This window comes from Paenisporosarcina sp. TG20, assembly GCF_000286315.1.
GTDB lineage: Bacteria > Bacillota > Bacilli > Bacillales_A > Planococcaceae > Paenisporosarcina.
Map to the genome: position 1 here is coordinate 25,564 of NZ_ALJG01000358.1, position 21,153 is coordinate 46,716.

The 21,153-nt window shown below is 36.7% G+C and carries 21 protein-coding genes; 1 reads left to right on the plus strand and 20 read right to left on the minus strand.

The window, feature by feature from the left end; all coding sequences use genetic code 11:
• Nucleotides 1-23: 23 nt before the first annotated feature.
• From B371_RS0118775 to gpr, 20 genes are all read right to left on the minus strand, one after another.
• Nucleotides 24-986: a PhoH family protein gene (locus tag B371_RS0118775; RefSeq protein ID WP_019415866.1), complete on the minus strand. Its 963-nt coding sequence runs from the start codon at nt 984-986 to the stop codon at nt 24-26.
• Nucleotides 964-2,112 carry a sporulation protein YqfD gene (locus B371_RS0118780; RefSeq protein ID WP_019415867.1) on the minus strand — a complete coding sequence of 383 codons (1,149 nt, stop codon included), beginning with the start codon at nt 2,110-2,112 and terminating at the stop codon, nt 964-966. The genes B371_RS0118775 and B371_RS0118780 overlap by 23 nt, the downstream gene beginning before the upstream one ends.
• Complete coding sequence (locus B371_RS0118785) at nt 2,112-2,354, minus strand: hypothetical protein (RefSeq protein ID WP_019415868.1); 243 nt, start codon at nt 2,352-2,354, stop codon at nt 2,112-2,114. The genes B371_RS0118780 and B371_RS0118785 overlap by 1 nt, the downstream gene beginning before the upstream one ends.
• Before the next feature lie 50 nt (nt 2,355-2,404).
• Entirely contained in the window at nt 2,405-2,935 is a 531-nt protein-coding gene (locus B371_RS0118790; RefSeq protein WP_019415869.1) for a hypothetical protein, read from the minus strand.
• A 36-nt stretch (nt 2,936-2,971) separates the two neighbouring features.
• A complete protein-coding gene (floA, locus tag B371_RS0118795; RefSeq protein WP_019415870.1) occupies nt 2,972-3,982 on the minus strand; it encodes a flotillin-like protein FloA in 1,011 nt (336 codons plus the stop codon).
• The gene (locus B371_RS0118800) at nt 3,979-5,307 is read right to left on the minus strand and encodes a nodulation protein NfeD (RefSeq protein ID WP_019415871.1); all 1,329 of its coding nucleotides are present in this window, start codon (nt 5,305-5,307) and stop codon (nt 3,979-3,981) included. Before B371_RS0118800 ends, floA begins: the two co-directional genes overlap by 4 nt.
• Nucleotides 5,308-5,574: 267 nt before the next feature.
• Nucleotides 5,575-5,748: a 30S ribosomal protein S21 gene (rpsU, locus tag B371_RS0118805; protein WP_019415872.1), complete on the minus strand. Its 174-nt coding sequence runs from the start codon at nt 5,746-5,748 to the stop codon at nt 5,575-5,577.
• Between the two features lie 102 nt (nt 5,749-5,850).
• Nucleotides 5,851-6,501 (minus strand): deoxyribose-phosphate aldolase, encoded by a 651-nt coding sequence (gene deoC, locus B371_RS0118810; protein ID WP_040681347.1) that lies wholly within the window; start codon nt 6,499-6,501, stop codon nt 5,851-5,853.
• A 128-nt stretch (nt 6,502-6,629) separates the two neighbouring features.
• Complete coding sequence (locus B371_RS0118815; protein ID WP_019415874.1) at nt 6,630-7,367, minus strand: 16S rRNA (uracil(1498)-N(3))-methyltransferase; 738 nt, start codon at nt 7,365-7,367, stop codon at nt 6,630-6,632.
• A 6-nt stretch (nt 7,368-7,373) separates the two neighbouring features.
• Nucleotides 7,374-8,321, minus strand: coding sequence for a 50S ribosomal protein L11 methyltransferase (gene prmA, locus B371_RS0118820; protein ID WP_019415875.1), 948 nt, complete (start codon nt 8,319-8,321; stop codon nt 7,374-7,376).
• Between the two features lie 13 nt (nt 8,322-8,334).
• On the minus strand, nt 8,335-9,450 hold the full coding sequence (gene dnaJ, locus B371_RS0118825; RefSeq protein WP_019415876.1) for a molecular chaperone DnaJ: 1,116 nt from the start codon (nt 9,448-9,450) through the stop codon (nt 8,335-8,337).
• A 397-nt stretch (nt 9,451-9,847) separates the two neighbouring features.
• Nucleotides 9,848-11,683 (minus strand): molecular chaperone DnaK, encoded by a 1,836-nt coding sequence (gene dnaK, locus B371_RS0118830; protein WP_019415877.1) that lies wholly within the window; start codon nt 11,681-11,683, stop codon nt 9,848-9,850.
• 34 nt (nt 11,684-11,717) lie between these two features.
• Nucleotides 11,718-12,284, minus strand: a complete 567-nt coding sequence (gene grpE, locus B371_RS0118835; RefSeq protein ID WP_019415878.1) for a nucleotide exchange factor GrpE — start codon at nt 12,282-12,284, stop codon at nt 11,718-11,720.
• Between the two features lie 15 nt (nt 12,285-12,299).
• Complete coding sequence (hrcA, locus tag B371_RS0118840) at nt 12,300-13,337, minus strand: heat-inducible transcriptional repressor HrcA (RefSeq protein ID WP_019415879.1); 1,038 nt, start codon at nt 13,335-13,337, stop codon at nt 12,300-12,302.
• 93 nt (nt 13,338-13,430) lie between these two features.
• Nucleotides 13,431-14,570: a radical SAM family heme chaperone HemW gene (gene hemW / locus B371_RS0118845; protein ID WP_019415880.1), complete on the minus strand. Its 1,140-nt coding sequence runs from the start codon at nt 14,568-14,570 to the stop codon at nt 13,431-13,433.
• A gap of 100 nt (nt 14,571-14,670) precedes the next feature.
• Nucleotides 14,671-16,494: a translation elongation factor 4 gene (lepA, locus tag B371_RS0118850; protein ID WP_019415881.1), complete on the minus strand. Its 1,824-nt coding sequence runs from the start codon at nt 16,492-16,494 to the stop codon at nt 14,671-14,673.
• Nucleotides 16,495-16,903: 409 nt separating this feature from the next.
• A complete protein-coding gene (locus B371_RS0118855; RefSeq protein ID WP_083845012.1) occupies nt 16,904-17,221 on the minus strand; it encodes a type II toxin-antitoxin system PemK/MazF family toxin in 318 nt (105 codons plus the stop codon).
• Nucleotides 17,218-17,475 (minus strand): hypothetical protein, encoded by a 258-nt coding sequence (locus B371_RS0118860; protein ID WP_019415883.1) that lies wholly within the window; start codon nt 17,473-17,475, stop codon nt 17,218-17,220. The genes B371_RS0118855 and B371_RS0118860 overlap by 4 nt, the downstream gene beginning before the upstream one ends.
• An 841-nt stretch (nt 17,476-18,316) precedes the next feature.
• Nucleotides 18,317-19,150 (minus strand): stage II sporulation protein P, encoded by an 834-nt coding sequence (gene spoIIP, locus B371_RS0118865; protein ID WP_019415884.1) that lies wholly within the window; start codon nt 19,148-19,150, stop codon nt 18,317-18,319.
• Between the two features lie 31 nt (nt 19,151-19,181).
• Nucleotides 19,182-20,231: a GPR endopeptidase gene (gene gpr / locus B371_RS0118870; RefSeq protein ID WP_019415885.1), complete on the minus strand. Its 1,050-nt coding sequence runs from the start codon at nt 20,229-20,231 to the stop codon at nt 19,182-19,184.
• Nucleotides 20,232-20,565: 334 nt separating this feature from the next.
• Here gpr and rpsT point away from each other — a divergent pair, with 334 nt between their 5' ends.
• A complete protein-coding gene (gene rpsT / locus B371_RS0118875; RefSeq protein WP_019415886.1) occupies nt 20,566-20,805 on the plus strand; it encodes a 30S ribosomal protein S20 in 240 nt (79 codons plus the stop codon).
• Nucleotides 20,806-21,153 lie beyond the last annotated feature (348 nt).

The window sequence follows — 21,153 nt, forward strand, 5'->3', positions numbered from 1 at the left end:
ATATCGTAAAAAAAGCAGCAGTCTTAATCTGACTGCTGCTCCTCGTATGCTTGAATAATCTTTGCTACCAGTGGATGACGAACAACATCTCCTTGCTCGAGCATTTGAAAATGAATTCCACTGACGTTTTTTAAATAAGCCTCAGCAACTTTTAAACCTGACTCAGCACCACGTGGTAAATCAACTTGGGTCTTATCTCCTGTGATAACCATTTTCGAGCCAAATCCTAATCGAGTTAAAAACATCTTCATCTGGATTTTCGTGGTATTTTGAGCTTCATCTAAAATGACATAAGCATCATCGAGTGTCCGTCCCCGCATATAAGCAAGAGGTGCAATTTCTATTGTTCCTCTTTCTATAAAGCGAGCTGTTTGCTCTGTCCCTAAAACATCATGAAGTGCATCATACAAAGGCCGTATATATGGATCAACCTTTTCTTTTAAGTCGCCCGGCAAGAATCCTAAGCTTTCTCCTGCTTCAACGGCTGGACGGGTTAATATGATCTTTTTTACATGGCCATTCTTCAATGCTTGAGTTGCAAGTACTACAGCTAAATAGGTTTTCCCTGTCCCTGCTGGACCTATACAGAACACTAAATCTTTATGACGCATGGCTTGAATATATTCTCGTTGCCCAATGGTTTTGGCACGAATAGCTTTTCCTTTTACGTTTCGTGCAATTTCTTCATCGTACAACTCAGCAAAATACTCTAAAGTCCCAGCTGAATTCATTTCAATCGCTGTACTTACGTCTCGTTGGTTAATATTTATGCCTTTTCGAATAACCTTTAATAGTTGTTCAATAAGTTGTTTAGCTTTTGCTCTATTTTCCTCATCACCTACAAGGCGAATTGTTTCACCTCTAGTAATGACTTGAACAGCAAGCTCCTGCTCAATTATCTTTACGTTACCATCAGATATCCCTAGTAATAAGATGGCTTCATTTGGGTCTTGAACATGTAATTCAGTCAGTTGTTCTTCCTGCATTCTCAGTCTCCTTGGGAATCGGACTTTTGCCTGCGATATTATCATTCATGTAGTACAATACTTTCCCTTTTACTGTATCATTTGACCATGTTAAATGTAAAATCTTTTCATCTTTTATCTTTCCTTTTGGAGTCAAAGTTGACGCTGTTCTAATTCTCAACATAGGAAGAAAAGCTTCTTTAATCCACTGCTCATCCAATGTCTGTGTAGATTTTTCAACAACCGTATGTTTCTCGATACGAAAGATGCTTTTGAATACCTCTACAAAATTATCAAGAGTTTGTTGTTTTACAAACTGTTTCCATGAAGGGGATATTTGTAGTATTTTTAATTGTTCAGATGAAAATTTATCATAAACAACTTTTGTATTTAATTGAAAAGAGGTTTCACGCCAAAAATCAGCAAATACTTGACCCTCTGCACCAACAATTATATCTTTTTTCCCCTGCTTCAAAACACCTGTAACAAGCATATCTCCCTTATTAACGGTACTGTTGATACGAATTAGACGTTCACCAGACCTTAAATCATAATTCGTTATTATCCCCTTCCGTAACGCAACTAAATTTGAAGGTACCTGCTGGTCAGTTTGTTCTCGAGTTATTACAGGAGCCGGTACAGAAGTAATATGCATTTTAGAACCAGAGCGTTTAATGTGAATCCATGAAAGATCATGATTATTTGACAAAAGAACTTGTCTAATTTTCATATCGGTTGCAAGAGTATCTATCAATTTCCTTTCTACTACACTTAAATTTTTCAACTCACGTTCAAGTTTAACTCTTCGTTCATCTGAAACATCTTCAATAGATATTTGCCATAAAAATAACGAGCATAAGAAAGGAAGTAAAATAAATCCAAGTAATCCAATTAACACTGTCCACTTGAATTGTAGTATTCGATTTTCATGTAACCGTGTAATGTGTATAGGTATCTTATATTTTTTTCGTATACGTCTGACAATTGGTAAATCTTTTTCTAAGATTGTAAAAATTGTACCCTTACTATTTGTAGATAATTTTATTATGTAAACTCCATTTTCTTTTAAAGATTGTATAAACGAATACGTATGATTATGAGTCTTAATATGGCATGTGATCTTTCTACCTGGATGAATAGTTCCCATTAAACTATCTCCATTTTCCGAAGCTCAAGCCTCTTTAATTCTTGGACATTAATTATAACTTCTTCAACATTCATTGATGAAATAAGTGTATTTTCAGATTCAATAATCAAAATATATCCGTTTCCACTCAACTGACAAGAATGTGGACTAAGTACAGTTAACTCAAAAGGTCCATTAATGCGGATTTGTTGAAAGTCATCAATATGGATAAATGGGGTCAAATGCAAATGATTGTTAAACAAAAAAAGACCTCCTTTCCATTAGCATATGCTGATGGAATGGAGGTCATGATTTACCGTTTAGATTTTGGTGATGATATTATCTCGGAAAAAATAATTGCTTGAATCAAATTCTTTTCAGTTGTAGGTACAAGGAAAGAAGGATTTGATTCTTTAACAACGGTTTCAACTGGATTATGTGTTGAAAGTCTTCCCGATCTTCTTGTTTTTTGAATTTTTTCTAATTGTTCTTTTAACGTTGGAGCTTGCACTTGACTCATTGGTTCTCGAGCGTCAGGTGCTGTTTGTGTTCTAGACTGTAACTCTCGAGCGTTAGGTGCTGTTTGTGTTCTAGACTGCAACTCTCGAGCGTTAGGTGCTGTTTGTGTTCTAGACTGCGACTCTCGAGCGTTAGGTGCTGTTTGTGTTCTAGACTGTCTATCAGGTATCTGTTTTTCTTCATAAGTTTCTTTTGCATAACCTTCATCTCTTGTTTCATTCCGTTGATCCAAAGGTTTTGACATGGATGGTTCATCAACCGGTTTTTTACGTTTAGAGATCACATTAATGATAAATGCAATAATCGCAAAAATAATAATTTCCACTATTAAATCCCTCCTTCAAGGGCTTCCTGATCAGTATTAATCTTCCGTTAGATCAGTTTTTGATTTATCGCCACCAATTTTACTAATTGAATCGCGCATACTCGTATCAGATTGTATATTTTTATAATTCATATAATCCATTACACCAATATTACCACTGCGTAATGCTTCTGCCATTGCAAGTGGTATTTCGGCTTCTGCTCCAACCACTTTAGCACGCATTTCTTGAACTTTGGCAATCATTTCTTGTTCAGTAGCAACAGCCATGGCACGACGTTCTTCAGCTTTTGCTTGAGCAATTTTCTTATCTGCTTCAGCTTGTTCTGTTTGAAGTTCTGCACCAATGTTTTTACCTATATCAACGTCCGCGATATCAATGGATAGGATTTCAAAAGCAGTACCTGAATCAAGTCCTTTAGATAAAACGGTTTGAGAAATCAAGTCCGGGTTTTCAAGTACTTTTTTATGAGTTACACTAGAACCGATTGTCGATACAATCCCTTCACCTACACGGGCTACAATTGTATCTTCTCCTGCTCCACCGACCAAACGATCAATGTTTGCACGAACTGTAATTCGAGCTTTTGCTTTCACTTCAATACCGTCCATCGCCACACCAGCAATAAATGGTGTTTCAATCACTTTCGGGTTTACGGACATTTGTACAGCTTCTAATACGTCACGACCAGCTAAATCAATTGCTGCAGCACGTTCAAATGGTAATTCTATGTTTGCTCTATGAGCGGCAATCAATGCATTAACCACACGGTCAACATTACCACCTGCTAAATAGTGACTTTCTAACTGATTAATTGTTACAGAAAGACCTGCTTTTCTTGCTTTAATTAACGGGTTTACGATTCGTGCAGGAATAACTCGGCGTAATCTCATCCCCACTAGTGTGAATATGCTAACTCGAACTCCAGCTGCTATTGCAGAAATCCATAACGCGATTGGAACAAACGTTAAAAATATCGCTAATAAAATAAATGCAGCTATTACGGCAAAGATTATACCAATTGCGCTTCCTGTAATTCCTTCAATCATTCTTCTTCGACTCCTTCTGTGACTTCTCGAACTACAATCCGAGAGCCTTCAACTTTTATAACTTTTACTACTTTAACCGAATTGATATACCCACCTTCAGTAACTGCATCAAGTCGTTCACCATTTAACATAATCGTGCCCGAAGGACGAAGAGGTGTCATACTTATTCCCATTTTACCAACTATTTCTGAACGGTTAACGTTCGAAACATAACCTTGATCCGATTGTGTTGAATCCTTCAAAATTATCTTGTTGAATAGGTTCATGTTCTTTCCAAAGAACTTCATTAGGATCACCATTCCCACAATTGCGACAACTAACGCGATTATCACGGCTATTCCCATGTGAACCACATTACCACCCGCAAGAAGTATACTACCAATAATTAATGCTAAGCCTATTATACCTAAAATTCCACCTGGGAGGAAAAGTTCTACCACCACAAGTCCTAGTCCGAGAACAAACAGCAGTATGGATTCATAACCAGCAAGACCTGCGACCATATGACCAAAGAAGAAGAGGCCAATAGAGGATAATCCCATGATACCAGCAATACCGAAACCAGGCGAATACAATTCTACAATCAATCCTAGACTAGCAATGGACAAAAGAATAGGAACGATAATTGGATTTGTAATAAAACGAGCTACCTTTTCAGCCATTGTTTCATTTACTGAAGTAACGTTTGCATCTGACAAATTTAACTCTTTGAGTAATTCTTTGAACGAAGCAACCGTACCCTCTGAATACCCCACTTCTAAGGCTTCACTTGCTGACAATGTTAGTAGTTTTCCAGTCGGTGCACGATATTGTGGTATATCTACTGATTTGTCTGCCATTGCAAGAGCATATTTGGGATCCCGTTTAGAAGACTCTGCTGCTGTTTTCATAGCCGTAGACCATGCACTAACCGCCTTATCCTCCGCAGCATTCCCCGCACCGTCTATGACTGCTGCAGCTCCAATACGACCGTTTGGTACCATGTAAATTTTATCTGCATATAAAGCGATAAAAGCACCAGCAGATAATGCATCACGATCTATGAAAGCAATAGTGGTTAAGGGAGTTTCATCCATTAACTGTGCAATGTCTGTTGCAGAGTCAACAAATCCACCAGGAGTGTCGATATCTAAAATAACTACATCGGCTCCAGTCTCTTCTGCTTCTTCAAAAGCTCGTTGTAAAAATGCATATAATCCCTTTTCAACTTCATCTTTAATTGGAATTCTATAAACTTCTGATGCGCTTACCGGTAAACTAGGCAAGATAAATAGAGCAGAAACTAAAAGCAATAGAAAGCCACTAATTACCCGCGTCCATTTCATAACGATCCTCCTTATCTATGTACAAATAGTTCTCCCTATAGTATGTACGGATTACTCACAAAAAAGTTTCATAAAATAAAATAAACCGAAAAATCAAAGGATTTTTCGGTTTACATATTGGTTTACTTTAATCATCAAGTAGTACGTGTTAAGAACGTAGGGACTATAGGGATTCGATCACTCACGTTTACGCGTAACTTCTGATTTTCTTTCTACGCTTGGGTTATTCATGAAATCACGATTATAAACCTTGGGTATATTCGTAAATTAGAATTTACGTTTACGCGCAGCTTCTGATTTCTTTTTACGTTTTACACTTGGTTTATCATAGAATTCGCGTTTTCTAACCTCTTGTATTGTTCCACTTTTAGAAACAGTACGTTTGAAGCGTCGAAGAGCATCTTCAAGCGATTCGTTTTTGCGAACGACAGTTTTTGACATCTCTTTTTCCCTCCCTCCGAACACACGTCAATACATAACCTAGTGTTATGTACTCTAAGATTATATCGTATCAAATCATTTTGGTCAATACATTATCAATATTTAATAGTCTGAATTAGAAACTAACCCTTGCATGATTTGAACCCCTGAGCTTGCACCAATTCTTGTAGCTCCAGCTTCAATCATTTTTTGAACATCTTCTAGACTACGAACGCCTCCAGAGGCTTTAACACCTAAGTCTGGCCCTACCACTTCACGCATAAGGGCAACGTCTTCAAATGTTGCTCCTCCCGTTGAAAACCCGGTAGATGTTTTAACGAAGTCCGCTCCAACTTCTTTAGAAATTTGACTTGCTATTTTTATTTCTTCTTTTGATAGTAAACAAGTTTCTAAAATAACCTTAACAATTGCTTTTCCTTTTGCTGCATTTACTACCGCTCCAATGTCACGTTTTACTAAATCCAGATCTTGTGATTTTAATGCACCAATATTTATTACCATATCAATCTCACCAGCACCATTATTAATTGCATCCGAAGTTTCAAATGCTTTCGTTTCGGGTGTTGAAGCACCTAGTGGGAAGCCAATAACTGTACATACTTTTACAGGAGTTCCTGTCAAAAGTTCAGCAGAAGTTTTTACCCAAGTCGGATTTACACAAACAGAAGCAAATGTGAATTCTTTCGCTTCTGCACAGAGCTTTTCAATTTGCTCTTTTGTTGCTTGAGGTTTTAATAAAGTATGATCAATCATTGAAGCAATATTTGTAGTCAAATGGTTTCACCCTTTCGGAAGTTGTCCGTACTTCTATACTTTACCACTATTTATGTTTCTATTCTTTAAAAAAGATCCAGTACAAGAAAATGTACTGGATATAAAAATTATTCGAATTCGTAAGATATTGCTGAGAGCACATAAAGAGGAGCAGTTTCTGCTCTTAGGATCCGGGGTCCTAATGAAATTGTTTGGAACCCCTGATCTATTAGCGCTTGTATTTCATTCCTAGTTAATCCACCTTCAGGTCCAAAGACTATACAAATGGACTGTTTATCATGCACTTTTGATAGTATTTCAGCAAATTGTGTTCTCTTTTCTTGTTTCGCATCTTCTTCATCAGCTACGAGTAATACATCATACTTATTGACCTGTTGAAGAAGCTCTTTGAAAGACAAGATATCATGAACTAACGGAATACTATTTCGATGGGATTGTTCCGCCGCTTCTTTGGCAATTTTTTGCAATCTTTGTTGCTTTTTCTGCCCTTTTTGTGCATCCCATTTTACGATTGAGCGTTCTGCTTCAAAGAGAATTAATTCGTGCATGCCGAGCTCAGTCGCTTTTTGTGTAATCAAATCTAATTTCTCACCTTTAGGTAAACCACAACAAATAGTAACAAGTTTCGGCAATTCATTCGAACGTAAAGAATCAGTTGATTTTTTCACTCGTACATCAAAGCCTTCATAACCTTCAATAATTGCTTTAAAGGCTTGACCTTCTGAAACGACAATTAGCTCTTGACCCTCTTGCATGCGCATGACTTTTTGAATATGTTTAGCATCATCACCTGAAATGATTGATATTCCTTCTACAAACGGTTGGGATATAAAGTATCTCTGCATCTAAAATTATTCCTTTAACGGTTTCATCGAAAGAATAGTAACCCAGTCTTCCATCATCATGACTTCCACAATAACAAATCCTGCTAACTCTAGGGATTCTTTTACATCCTCTTTTTTTGCTGCAATTATTCCAGATGTAATAAACATTCCGCCCTCTTTAACTACTTGAAATGCATCATTTGTAAATGACATAATAATTTCCGCTAATATGTTTGCTACTACCACGTCCGATGGTTCTTTGACAGTGTCGAGTAAGTTACCTTGGACAACATCCGTAGTTTCTTGAACTTTGTTTAGTTTGACATTTATTGTTGCAGAACGTACTGCTACTTCGTCTAAATCAATAGCATGGACATGTTTTGCACCAAGTAATGCCGCTCCAATAGCTAAAACGCCAGAACCAGTACCTATATCGGTAACATAGTCTCCTGGTTTAACGGTCTTTTCGAGTGCTTGAAGGCACATTACCGTGGTTGGATGTGTACCTGTCCCAAACGCCATACCAGGATCAAGTTCTATTATTAGCTCGTCAGTCGATACCGGTTCGTACGTTTCCCAAGTTGGCACTATGGTAAAGCGTTCAGAAATTTTCACAGGGTGATAGTACTTTTTCCATGCTGTGGCCCATTCTTCTTCATTCACTTCACTAATACTTAATTCATTTTCACCAATGTTGATATCATAGTTGATTAGGTTTTTGATCGCGAGCTTCACTTCTTCTACTGTTTCCCCAAGAAAACTTGTAACAGGTAGATAAGCTTTAAGAATGACACCTTCTGCTGGAAAATCATTAGGATCAAGATCATAAATTTCACCGAACATATCTTCACGTTCACGTGCAAATTCCTTTGAGTCCTCAATAACCACTCCACTAGCGCCTGACTCGTGCAAAATATTTGAAACTGCTTCTACTGCTTCATGTGTCGTATGAATGGTTAGCTCTGACCACTTCAACTACGTCAACTCCTTAATCACCTTTTATTGTACGTTTGATTTTTGCAAATAATGAACTATCTTGTTCTTCTGGAATATCTCCACTTATTTGAGCAAAATCACGAAGTATTTGTTTTTGTTTTTCAGTTAATTTAGAAGGTGTAATTACTTTTACCACAACGTGTTGATCACCTGTTCCATAACCTTGAACATTTTTAACACCTTTGCCTTTTAATCTGAAATTTGTACCTGATTGAGTACCTGCTGGAATTTTAAGTTTCACTTTTCCATGAATTGTTTGTACCTCAATTTCGTCACCTAACGATGCTTGAGGGAATGTTAATTTCAATTCAAAGTAAATGTCATCCCCATCACGTTCAAACCTTGCATGTGGTCTTACTCGGAATAAGACATATAAGTCTCCTGCTGGACCACCGTTTTTACCGGCTTCTCCTTGACCTGTCATACGTAATTGTTGCCCATCATCAACACCTGCAGGTATTGAGACTTTAATTTTTTTACGTTTTGTTACTTTACCTTGACCGTGGCAAGTAGAACATTTTTCTTTAATTAACTTGCCTGACCCTTGACAATGATGACACGCTCTACGATTAACCATACGACCAAATGGAGTATCTTGCGTGACGTTTAGTTGACCTGTCCCTTGACAATGGTGACACGTTTCTGGAGTTGTTCCAGGTTTTGCTCCATTCCCATGACAAGTTTCACAAGTCTCATCTTTTGGTATTTCTATTTCAGTTTCTTTTCCAAACACAGCATCTTCAAAATCAATGGTCATTGAATATTGCAAGTCTTCTCCTTTACGTGGTGCATTAGGGTCACGGCGTCGTGAACCCCCACCACCAAAGAATGAACTAAAGATATCGTCAAATCCGAAACCATCGGCTCCTCCGCCTCCAAATCCTTGATTTGGACTCGCATGACCAAATTGATCATATTGAGATTTCTTTTGACTATCACTTAATACTTCATAAGCTTCTGTAATTTCTTTAAATTTATCTACAGCATTTGATTCTTTATTAATATCTGGATGGAATTTCTTTGACAATGTACGATACGCTTTTTTTATTTCTTCTTTTGATGCACTTTTCGTAACACCAAGTACCTCATAATAATCTCTTTTACTCATTCGTCACACTCCTGCTTAAACTTTTCACAAAAAGTTGCCTCTCACTGAGGTTTCCCACTGAATAAGTCGCAACTATTCGGGATAATTTTGTAAATATTTTAATTTTTTATGTAGGTGCCTTTACGCAACCTATTATGCAATAAAGCTTATTGTAACACGTGTTTAACTTCAACGCCAAGGCATTCAGTAAAGCGTAAAGCGCATATCTAGCCCCACGCAGCGCTTGAAGGACCGAATCGAAAGCCTGCTTTTTGTATGAGTGTCTGAAGCTTAGGTACGGACTGGCAGTTGTAGCTAGACATAGCAAACCTTGAAAGATCGATAACCCATAAAAAGTTTATCTTTCTTGCAATGAAAAAGCCAAAGCTGGAAGTCCAGGCTTTGACTTTTTGTTGTCTTACTTGTTGACTTTGTCTTCGTCGTTTACTTCTTCAAATTCAGCGTCAACGACTCCATCATCTTCTTTTGAACCTTCAGCGCCTTCAGCTGCCTGAGCATCAGCTGCTGCTTGCTCGTACATTTTCATTGTCAATGCTTGAACAATTTCGTTTAATTTATCTTTTTTCGTGCGTAAGTCTTCTAAGTCTCCAGCTTCAATTGCTGCTTTTAATTCTTCTAAAGCATCTTCAGCTTGTTTCTTTTCTTCTTCAGAAACTTTGCCTTCAAGATCTTTTAATGTTTTTTCAGTCATAAACAACATTTGATCAGCTTCGTTTTTCAACTCAGCTTCTTCTTTACGTACTTTATCCGCATCAGCGTTTGCTTCCGCTTCTTGTACCATACGCTCGATTTCTTCGTCTGTTAAAGCTGTGTTAGATTGGATCGTAATATTTTGTTCTTTTTGTGTTCCTAAATCTTTTGCTTTAACTGTAACAATACCGTTTTTATCAATATCGAATGTTACTTCGATTTGAGGAGTCCCACGTTGTGCTGGTGGAATGTCCGATAGTTGGAAACGGCCTAATGTTTTATTATCTGCTGACATTGGACGTTCACCTTGAAGTACATGAATATCAACTGCCGGTTGATTATCTGCAGCTGTTGAGAATGTTTGAGATTTAGACGTTGGAATTGTTGTGTTACGTTCGATTAACTTAGTAAACACACTTCCCATTGTTTCAATACCAAGTGAAAGTGGAGTTACGTCAAGAAGAACTACGTCTTTTACGTCTCCTGATAATACGCCCGCTTGAACTGCTGCACCTAGTGCTACAACTTCATCAGGATTAACACCACGATGCGGATCTTGACCTGTTTCTTTCTTGATTGCTTCTTGTACAGCTGGAATACGAGTAGAACCACCAACTAGAATTACTTTGTCAATTTGTGCAGGCGTAAGATTTGCATCTTTTAAAGCTTGACGTGTAGGCACCATTGTACGTTCAACTAGAGAAGCAGTTAATTCATCAAATTTAGTGCGGCTTAATGTGATTTCTAAGTGAAGAGGTCCTGATTCTCCAGCAGTGATAAATGGTAATGAAACTTGTGTTGATGTTACACCCGAAAGATCTTTTTTCGCTTTTTCAGTTGCATCTTTCAAACGTTGCATTGCCATCTTGTCTTTAGACAAATCAATACCATTATCTTTTTTGAACTCTTTTACTAAATAGTCCATTATCAGTTGGTCAAAGTCATCTCCACCAAGACGGTTATCACCAGCAGTTGAACGGACTTCAAATACTCCGTCACCCAGTTCTAGAATCGAAACGTCAAATGTACCGCCACCAAGGTCAAATACTAAAATCGTTTGGTCTACATCCATTTTATCTAAACCATAAGCAAGTGCAGCAGCCGTTGGTTCGTTAATGATACGTTCTACTTCAAGACCTGCAATACGACCAGCATCTTTTGTTGCTTGGCGTTCAGCATCGTTGAAATATGCTGGAACTGTAATAACAGCTTTTGTAACTTTTTCACCTAAGTAATCTTCAGCGTAGCCTTTTAAGTATTGAAGAATCATAGCAGATACTTCTTGAGGTGTATATTCTTTATCTTCAGCTTTTACCTTATAATCTGTACCCATGTGGCGCTTAACAGACTGAATCGTATTTGGATTAGTTATAGATTGACGTTTTGCCACTTCTCCTACTTGACGCTCGCCGTTTTTGAATGCAACAACAGATGGCGTTGTACGGTTACCTTCTGGATTTGGAATTACTTTTGGTTCTCCACCTTCAAGAATTGCTACACATGAATTAGTTGTCCCTAAATCAATACCGATAATTTTACTCATTTTCTATTTCCTCCTAGTTGATTGAAAGTTAATGTTATTCGTTTACTTTTACCATAGATGCTCGAAGCACCCGTTCTTTGTATTTGTACCCTTTTTGTAACTCTTGTAACACAATTCCTGATTCTTTTAAGGCATCAGTTTCAGTCAGTACCGCTTGATGAAGATTTGGATCAAACGCCACACCTTCCGCTTCAATTACTTGCAAGCCTTCTCTTTCAGTAGCATCAACTAATGTTTTGTAAACCATTTCTAAGCCTTTTCGGAGTGAATCTGATTCTTCAGAGACAGATTCAACTTGCATTGCACGCTCGAAATTATCAAGTACTGGCAACAAGTTTGATAGCAAACTCTGTGCTTTATATTTATCCGCGGTTTCACGGTCTAATTGCGTACGACGTTTAAAGTTCTCATAATCGGCACGCAACCGTAAATGGCGATTTGTTTCTTCATCCAATTTTTGTTGAAGTAATTCAATTTCGGTTGGTTCTACAATTTCTTCAGGAATAATTTGTTCTACTACTACCTCTTCCTCTTCTGTAAGTGGAGTAGTATCTTGATTTTCTTCGTTTATTACAGCTTCTTTTTGTTCAGATTTCGACACGGTTTATTTCCTCCTTCATGATCGTGGGCCACCCAAAATTCGGGTTAATTCACGAGACAAATCTCCACTCATAAGATCTAATAAAGTGACTACTCGTCGATAATCCATTCTTGTAGGACCAATAATTGCAATCGACCCCATTTGTTCTTCCCCTACGGTATAGGAAGCTGTTATGACACTACAGTCTTCCATTTCCAAAAGGGTATTCTCAGAACCAATACGAATATGAATACCGACTTGGTTCGGTGAAAACAATTTAGAAATTTGATTAGCTTGATCCATCATGGTAATTAAACCTTGTGCTTTATGCAAGTCACTAAACTCTGGATAATGGAGCAATTTTGTTTTACCACCGTAAAATACTTTTTCTTCTTGAGGACTTGAAATTGCTACACCAAATGACGACATCAGTTCACCATAACGACCGATATGTCGCTTTAATAACACGGCCGTTTCTTTTTCAAGAACACGTTGAATATCATGCAAATGAACACCAACTAACTGTTCATTTAAAATATTAACCGTTTTCTCAATATCCGAGGTTGTTAGTCCTTCGGGCAATTGAAACAATCGGTTTTCAACGTGACCAGAATCAGTGATGATGATTGCGACTGCAGAATCACTCGATAACGGCACTATCGAAAATCTTTTGACTCGATGCTTACGTACATCAGGCCCAAGTAAAATTGATGTATAACTTGTCAGTTCTGACAAAATCATGGCCGTTTTCTGAATTACTTTTTCAGTCTCGGAAATACGCTCTTTAAAAACGGATTGTATTTGTTTCATGTCTTCTGTTGTAGCAAGTTGAGGAATAAGTAAATGGTCAACATAAAATCTATATCCTTTTTCAGAAGGAATTCGACCTGAAGACGTATGCGTTTTTTCCAAATAACCCAACTCTTCGAGATCAGCCATTTCATTTCGAATTGTTGCTGGACTAAAAGGAACTTCCTTTTTTTTCGAAAGTTGCCTTGACCCCACAGGTTGAGCAAATTGAATAAATTCATCTACTGTTACTTGTAGTATGAGCAATTGTCTGTTAGTTAACAAAATTATCACCTCTGTTAGCACTCATCTCATGCGAGTGCTAATACTATACATAAATTATCAAATCCATGGATAAAAGTCAACGAATACGATGAGCTATTTCATTAAAAAAGATTGGAAAATTTCATTTCCAATAAATCTTCCTTTTCTAGTCAAAGCAACTGCATCGTCTGTACTTACCAGAGAACCACTAGAAATGTGCTTGGAAAGTGCTTGTCCATATACATTTTGCATGGACACACCGAATTTTTCTTCAAACTGAATTTTATTAACTCCTTCGACTTTTCTCAAACCTAAAAACATTTCTTCTTCCATGCGTTCGTCTGCTGTTACTTCATGTGTTGTATTTATAGGGAAATCTCCCATTTCAACTGCATTTATATACTTTTTTATTGGGCCAATGTTTGCATAACGAATTCCTTTTACGTAACCGTGAGCACCTGCACCAAATCCTGCATACGAAACATTATCCCAGTACAAGTTATTATGTCTTGAATGATAATCAATATGTGCAAAATTACTTATTTCATATTGATGAATATCTTTTGATTTCATTACTGTCATTAACTCTTCGTACATATCAGCTTCCATATCCTCACCAGGTAAAATTAACTTCCCTCTCGTCATCAAGTTATAAAAAACGGTTTTGGGTTCAACAATTAATGAATACGCTGAGTAATGGTGCAAATCAAGTTCCAGTGCTTTGTTTAATGTATCTTTCCATTGATCCATTGTCTGACCAGGTAGTCCATACATTAAATCGATACTAATATTTGTAAAACCAATGTCTTTTGCCATCTGAATTGTTTTATACACATGGTCGTTGGAATGAGTTCTGCCTAGACGCAATAAAATATCTTCATCAAAACTTTGTACCCCTATACTTAAGCGATTAATGCCATTGCTTTTCATCACCATTAATTTTTCAACTGTTAATTCGTCAGGATTTGCTTCAGAAGAAAATTCAATAAGATTATCTTTAGGGATATATTGATCAATTAACTCAAACAAGCGTTGTAATTGTTCTGAACTCAGAGCAGTGGGTGTTCCTCCTCCAAGAAAGATCGTTTCAATATGTAATTGATCTCGATACTTTTCTGCAAACATTTTCATTTCCATACCAAGCGCTTCAATATAAGCATCCACAGGTTGATTTTTAAAGAATACTTTATTGAAGTCACAATAATGACAAATTTGATGACAAAAAGGAATATGAATATATGCTCCTTTGATCACTATCTTTCCTTCTTTCTGTTTACTAGTTCGAGATGGCTATTGTGACATCAAAGAAAAAGGAGACTAATAGGTAGTCTCCTCTTATCCAAACTATTTTTTATCAATCATCATCCATCTTAAGAACAGCCATGAAAGCTTCTTGAGGAACTTCTACTGACCCTACTTGTTTCATACGTTTCTTACCTTCTTTTTGTTTATCAAGAAGTTTTCGTTTACGTGAAATATCTCCACCATAACATTTTGCAAGAACATTTTTACGGATTGCACTTATTGTAGATCGAGCAACAATTTTTTGTCCAATAGCTGCTTGTATAGGAACCTCAAATTGTTGTCTAGGAATTAATTTCTTTAATTTCTCTACAATAATTTTTCCTCGTTCATAAGCAAAGTCATTATGCACTATAAAGCTTAAGGCATCCACTTGTTCTGCATTCAATAAAATATCGATCTTCACAAGTTTAGACGGTTTGTAACCAATTAACTCATAATCGAATGAGGCATACCCTTTAGTCCCAGACTTCAATTGGTCAAAGAAATCGTATACCACTTCAGAAAGTGGGATCTCATAAATAATATTCACACGTGTTTTATCCAAATAATCCATGTTAATAAAATTTCCACGTTTTTTCTGACAAAGTTCCATTACCGTTCCAACAAAATCATTGGGCACTATAACAGTTGCTTTTACATATGGTTCTTCAATCCGGTCAATCTTTTGTGGTTCTGGCATCATGGCAGGGTTGTCCACTTTCTTTATTTCACCATCAGTCATATGAACATCATAAATAACACTTGGTGCAGTAGTAATTAAATCGATGTTAAATTCACGCTCAAGACGTTCTTGAATAATTTCCATATGCAGTAAACCTAAGAATCCACAACGATATCCAAATCCAAGCGCTTGAGAAGATTCAGGTTCAAATTGAAGCGCTGCATCATTTAATTCAAGTTTCTCAAGTGCATCACGTAAATCATTGTATCTTGCAGTATCAATCGGATACAAACCACAGTAAACCATCGGGTTTAAGCGTCTATAACCAGGTAAAGATTCTGTAGCTGGTGTTATGGCACTAGTGATAGTGTCACCAACTCGCGTATCTCCTACGTTTTTGATTGCAGCTGTTAGGAAACCTACGTCTCCAACAGTTAACTCATCGCGAAGTGTTGCTCTCGGTGTAAAAACTCCCGCTTCAACTACTTCAAATTCTTTACCTGTCGCCATCATAAGAATTTTATCCCCTGGGCGGACTGTTCCTTCCATCACACGGATATAAGCGACTACACCTCGGTAAGGATCGTATAGCGAATCAAATATCAATGCTTTTAAGGGTGCTTCTGGATCTCCAGTTGGCGGAGGTACTTTTTCAACAATTTGTTCAAGTAATTCTTCAATACCAATGCCAGACTTTGCAGATGCAAGGACAGCTTCAGAAGCATCTAAACCAATCACTTCTTCAATTTCAGCCCTTACACGTTCCGGGTCCGCTGCAGGTAAATCGATTTTATTAATTACTGGCAAAATTTCTAGATTATTATCCAATGCTAAATAAACGTTTGCTAATGTTTGTGCCTCAATACCCTGTGCTGCATCGACAACTAGAATAGCCCCTTCACATGCAGCTAAGCTTCTAGATACTTCATATGTGAAATCTACGTGTCCTGGAGTATCAATTAAATGGAATGTATAATCTTCACCATCATTTGCTCGATAATTCAATTGTACAGCGTTTAACTTAATAGTAATGCCTCGTTCACGCTCTAAATCCATTGAATCAAGAAGTTGTGCTTTCATTTCTCTTGAAGTCAATGCTTTTGTTTGTTCTAAAATCCGATCAGCTAATGTTGATTTCCCGTGATCGATATGGGCGATTATAGAAAAGTTCCTAATATTTTGTTGACGTTTGTTACGTTCTTCTCGATTCATACGATGTCCACTCCTACTTAAACTAATTAAGATTATACTACTAACAACACGCAAACTACAACATAAAAACGCAAGAAATACAGTTGTATCAATAACTTTGTATTTTTTCAACATTAATCTACAATGCAAAATAAAGCATATTAGAACATTACATTGGGGCTAATTTGGGCTAATGAAAAAATATTTTTTGTTAGCTATAATTAACTGTTTGGTTGTTTCAATAATTGGTGGAATCATTGCAAACCTTTACTATATAAAACACTCATTAGACATAGGTGGAATATTGATTAACATGCTATTCCATTTGAAACTATGCTATTTGATATTTTTTGTTTTTATCATGATATCCATAGAAAAGAAGACCTTTCATATTTCTTACGGAAGGTCTCCTTTAATAAAAAAATATGTATTATTTAAATTCTCTTAGTACTTTTCTGAAGTCAATAGAATGCATTTTACCAACATATTTATATACTCCAGTTGTGAACAAAGTGGCTAATGCATCAACTTGCACATAAGATTCACTGGCTAATCCTGCATCTCTCCATCTTTCAACCTTTATTCTACGGGGATAATCGTTCGTAGGTCCAGAACGGGTAATCTTTAATCCCACAGCAACCGCAAGACCAGCATCAACGGTAATTATAAGAGCAGGACGATTCTCGAATTCGTCCTGCAATGGTGGTGCATAATGAAAATCCACATAATATATTTCACCTGGTTTCATTTGTCATTTAGCCAAACATCATGAACCGGGTTTTTCGGATCTATAATTACTTGCCCTTTTTTATCAACTTCTAACACACGATTTCCGTGTTTAGCTAGTAGAGAAGATATATCAATACTTGCTGCTAATTTTTGGTTTTCTTTATCATATTTGTCCCATATACTTTGAGATGGTACTACTTTGAATGTGTCATCAGTATTCGAGCGATGGAGTGTTGGCGTTTCCATGATTTCCTTCTCCTCCTCTTCATTCATTTTGTCACCACCTCGCTTAAAACAGTCGTTTTAATATTATATGCAAGTATGGTTAAAAACAAACGTACAGTTACTGATGTAATATTAAAGCCAAAAAAGATTAATGTCAATAAATACCTAAAAGTAAGTTAAATCTTATTAACTTATAACCTCAAAAATATACAATTAAACACTAAATCACATGAGTTGCATATCTGATGCCGACCCAGTATTATTTACTTCCTAGAATCCTTCTCCCTTCACATATTCAGATACCCAATCTGCATGATTGATTTAGCTAGATTAAACACTAAATTAAACATACCCACTAAAAAGTGGTTACTTGTTGACTAAGTTTTGCCTGTTCGCATCATTAGTGTTTCTTTTAACGGGTGGTTACTTTGTATAAGATATTCGTTTCATTTGTTTAATCTATGTAAGAAATATATTTCAGGCAGTCTTGCGAATTTACCGTTTTTCTCCCCTATTACATCGTCAAGTTACGACTTGATTACAAATACCATATAAATACTGGATACTTAACACCATTTTACTCATATAATTCTCACCAAGTCTCATACTTCCAAAAATATGTTGTTGTGTTCCTATGAGTCATTTTAAGTATCTCCATATAGATGCTTCTTTCGTTTGTCCATCCAACTTAGAGATGATTTATAAAATCTATGGTCATATTGAAAGAACAGGAAACGGAATCCGTTGCATTATTTAGTCAGAGTTTGCAAAGTGGGGCTAAAATTGGGGCTAACGAATAGCCCCACCCCCGCAAACCGTTGATGTATATAGTATTTCCAACGTTTTAAACTAATTAAGTTTATAGCAGTGAACACGTGTTACTTCAATGTTAGATTGCTTTGTTATTTTCAAAAACAATAGAAATAGCCTTTGCAATAACTGCTAATGTCCGATTAATCTCTTCTTCTGTATTCTCAATCCCACCTAATTCAATCAAAATTGATCGCGGTGACAAATCTTGATTATATATTCCATTCCCATCATCCTTGGTCTTTGTCATGACTCCACGAGAAATATTAGGGATAATTTTATTCACCTCTGCAGACAATGACTTTGCGTAAGCCTCGTTTAACTTATAGTTTGGATGTCCGGCACCCACAACCAAAATAACTCTAGCAAATGACTCATTGTTTGACTCAATAGTTGTAATCTTATGCTTCGCAGAGTCACGGTGTATATCCAAAACTAGATCATACGATTTAGCACTTAACTGTTTTTGTAAGACTGGACGAATTGCTGCATACGCTTCGGGAAATTTCCGATTTGTTTTGCTCATTTCTGTCATATTATCAAACGGTAAAATATCCACTTGAACATTATTTAGTGAAAAATGTTGTGTGACTAAAAGGCTAATGTCTGTAATATTTGATTGGGAATGATAGTTAGCATTTACACCAATTACTTTTTTAACAATAGGATGATACGCCTCGTGAGAATGTGTATACAATAGTAAAGCGTTTATCGGAGACTTCTCTTCAATTACAGGTACAGGTACAGGCATAGGTATTTCTTTTGTTGTATTTGCAGCATATGCTACCGGCTGTGTTTCAACATTTTGTGGTCCTTCTACTCCGAAAGCTAACATGGGAACTTTAATTATTAAAATAGGAACTAAAAATAAGAATAGATAGAATATCATGACCTTTTGTAGGATTTTGCGCATTATTCACCCTCCTCCTACAACTTACGTAGAATCAGGGTGAAATAGAACCAAAAACATCGTCTTGCAACCAATTCAAAATTCCTGTCTGAATTAAATCTGCATGCATGATTACCCATGCATCAGATTCTTTTGGTGTTACAAACAATTGTTGATGACGAGGTGGTAATACTTCATCTAATAATGCATGTAGTTCCTCAGAACTCCAAGCTGTCCATTCGCCAAAAATTGGTTTGATTGCATCTACATTGATTGGCTCATCTGTACTCCTTAGCCAAGGTCCTACTGAAAGTGCAGATGATGGTTTTGTGGTCTCTCCGATTTGACTGGAAATCACTTTAAACACCGTCTCGATCGCTTCCACAACTAGAACTGGTGCATCTACAACCATCGGGACACCGATTGCAGTTACTGGAACCCCAAGTGATTCAAAAGAAATTTCATTGCGCGAATTCCCAACTCCTGAACCGGGATGAATGCCAGTATTCGTTATTTGAAGCGATTTACACAAACGGTCTTGATTCCGAGCTGCTAATGCATCTATTACGATAATTAAATCAGGTTTCACTCGTTCCGAAATAGCCCTAACAAACTCACCAGTTTCTAAGCCGGTTTGGCCAGTAACACCCGGTGCATAATATACAACTTGTCCGAATTCGATTGGTGATGAAAAGATTGCCTCATGGAATCGATCAATTGCTACAGGACCAATAGCATCAGGGGTAATTGTACGATTCCCTAAACCTATCACTAGAATTTTCGATTGATCCGTTAACATTAATGCTTGATGAATATCTTTTAATGATGAAATAAGTTGCTGATTTAGCTCCTGAAAACCTTGTGCATCTTCAACAGTTAACGTAGGCACAGTGAGCGTAATATACGTTCCTTTTTTCTTGCCAATTGATTCTGCTCCACTTTCATCTACATCAATATGTGTGATGTGGACACGTCCATTACGATCTTCCTTCATCTTAATTCCAGGAGTCTCATGTAACGTATCTTTCTCTTTTTCCGTCCGGTGTTGCACCACTTCTTTTGCTTCGTCTATTAAATCTGAACGCATAAACTTAATTTTACTCATTCATATCACCTCAAGAAAAAGTTTACCCAAGATGTAAAGTAAATATTCTTTGCGCTAATCTATTGCAATTTGACTATTGATTTGGTAAAATAACTCTTGTTGTATTGAAAATTATCAACTAATACTTTAAGCAAACAGCACTCTTTATTGTGCGAACTTTTTACTCGAGGATCTATGTATCTTGAATTCTTTTCTAGAAACGGAGCAAATCGAGATAGTTAGTGAGTGAATAGCTCAAGAGTACTTTGATGCGTAAGCATATAATCTCCCTAACTGACGAAGAGATGCTAAGTATATTGGAAAGAATTATTGTTTAATGGAGGTGAAATAATAGATGCCAAACATCAAATCTGCAATCAAACGCGTAAAAACGAATGCATCTTCACAATCTCAAAACGCTCAGACTAAGTCTAAAATGCGTACAGCAGTTAAGAAAGCTGAAACTGCTACAGATGAGAATGCAAAAGAACTTCTACAATCTGCAATTAAACAAGTAGATAAAGCAGCTTCTAAAGGATTAATTCATAAAAACACTGCTGCTCGTAAAAAAGCTCAGTTAATGAAAAAAGCATAATATATAAAAGACCAGATTTCGATATTCGAATCTGGTCTTTTTTTTCGTTCTATTTTATGTGGTGGGGGTTTTATAAAAACTTAGGTTTTTTAAGAATAAACTCCTTCGAAAGTAAATCTATCATGGCTGAAACTTCTCATAATGAAGAAGGTAACCTGTCTTCTTCTCCAGCAATCCATTTTTCTTCGTCTTTTATTCGAAAAAGAATCGATACACTTGTTCCCTCTATTTCAAAAAACTGTGTTTCCTAGCATTCTGAATAGTTTAGACAACTAACTAGTGATATCACTGGGAAGTTTACATTTAGTCTATTAAAAGAGGGCTCAGTTGAGTCAATTTCATAATAAA

Coding starts and splice junctions, on each gene's coding strand:
- B371_RS0118860 (WP_019415883.1), bottom strand. CDS start 17,475: ATGAATGAAGAGGAGGAGAAGGAAATCATGGAAACGCCAACACTCCAT.
- floA (WP_019415870.1), bottom strand. CDS start 3,982: ATGATTGAAGGAATTACAGGAAGCGCAATTGGTATAATCTTTGCCGTA.
- rpsU (WP_019415872.1), bottom strand. CDS start 5,748: ATGTCAAAAACTGTCGTTCGCAAAAACGAATCGCTTGAAGATGCTCTT.
- B371_RS0118775 (WP_019415866.1), bottom strand. CDS start 986: ATGCAGGAAGAACAACTGACTGAATTACATGTTCAAGACCCAAATGAA.
- B371_RS0118855 (WP_083845012.1), bottom strand. CDS start 17,221: ATGAAACCAGGTGAAATATATTATGTGGATTTTCATTATGCACCACCA.
- dnaK (WP_019415877.1), bottom strand. CDS start 11,683: ATGAGTAAAATTATCGGTATTGATTTAGGGACAACTAATTCATGTGTA.
- deoC (WP_040681347.1), bottom strand. CDS start 6,501: ATGATTGATCATACTTTATTAAAACCTCAAGCAACAAAAGAGCAAATT.
- B371_RS0118780 (WP_019415867.1), bottom strand. CDS start 2,112: ATGGGAACTATTCATCCAGGTAGAAAGATCACATGCCATATTAAGACT.
- lepA (WP_019415881.1), bottom strand. CDS start 16,494: ATGAATCGAGAAGAACGTAACAAACGTCAACAAAATATTAGGAACTTT.
- rpsT (WP_019415886.1), top strand. CDS start 20,566: ATGCCAAACATCAAATCTGCAATCAAACGCGTAAAAACGAATGCATCT.
- B371_RS0118815 (WP_019415874.1), bottom strand. CDS start 7,367: ATGCAGAGATACTTTATATCCCAACCGTTTGTAGAAGGAATATCAATC.
- gpr (WP_019415885.1), bottom strand. CDS start 20,231: ATGAGTAAAATTAAGTTTATGCGTTCAGATTTAATAGACGAAGCAAAA.
- B371_RS0118800 (WP_019415871.1), bottom strand. CDS start 5,307: ATGAAATGGACGCGGGTAATTAGTGGCTTTCTATTGCTTTTAGTTTCT.
- dnaJ (WP_019415876.1), bottom strand. CDS start 9,450: ATGAGTAAAAGAGATTATTATGAGGTACTTGGTGTTACGAAAAGTGCA.
- spoIIP (WP_019415884.1), bottom strand. CDS start 19,150: ATGCGCAAAATCCTACAAAAGGTCATGATATTCTATCTATTCTTATTT.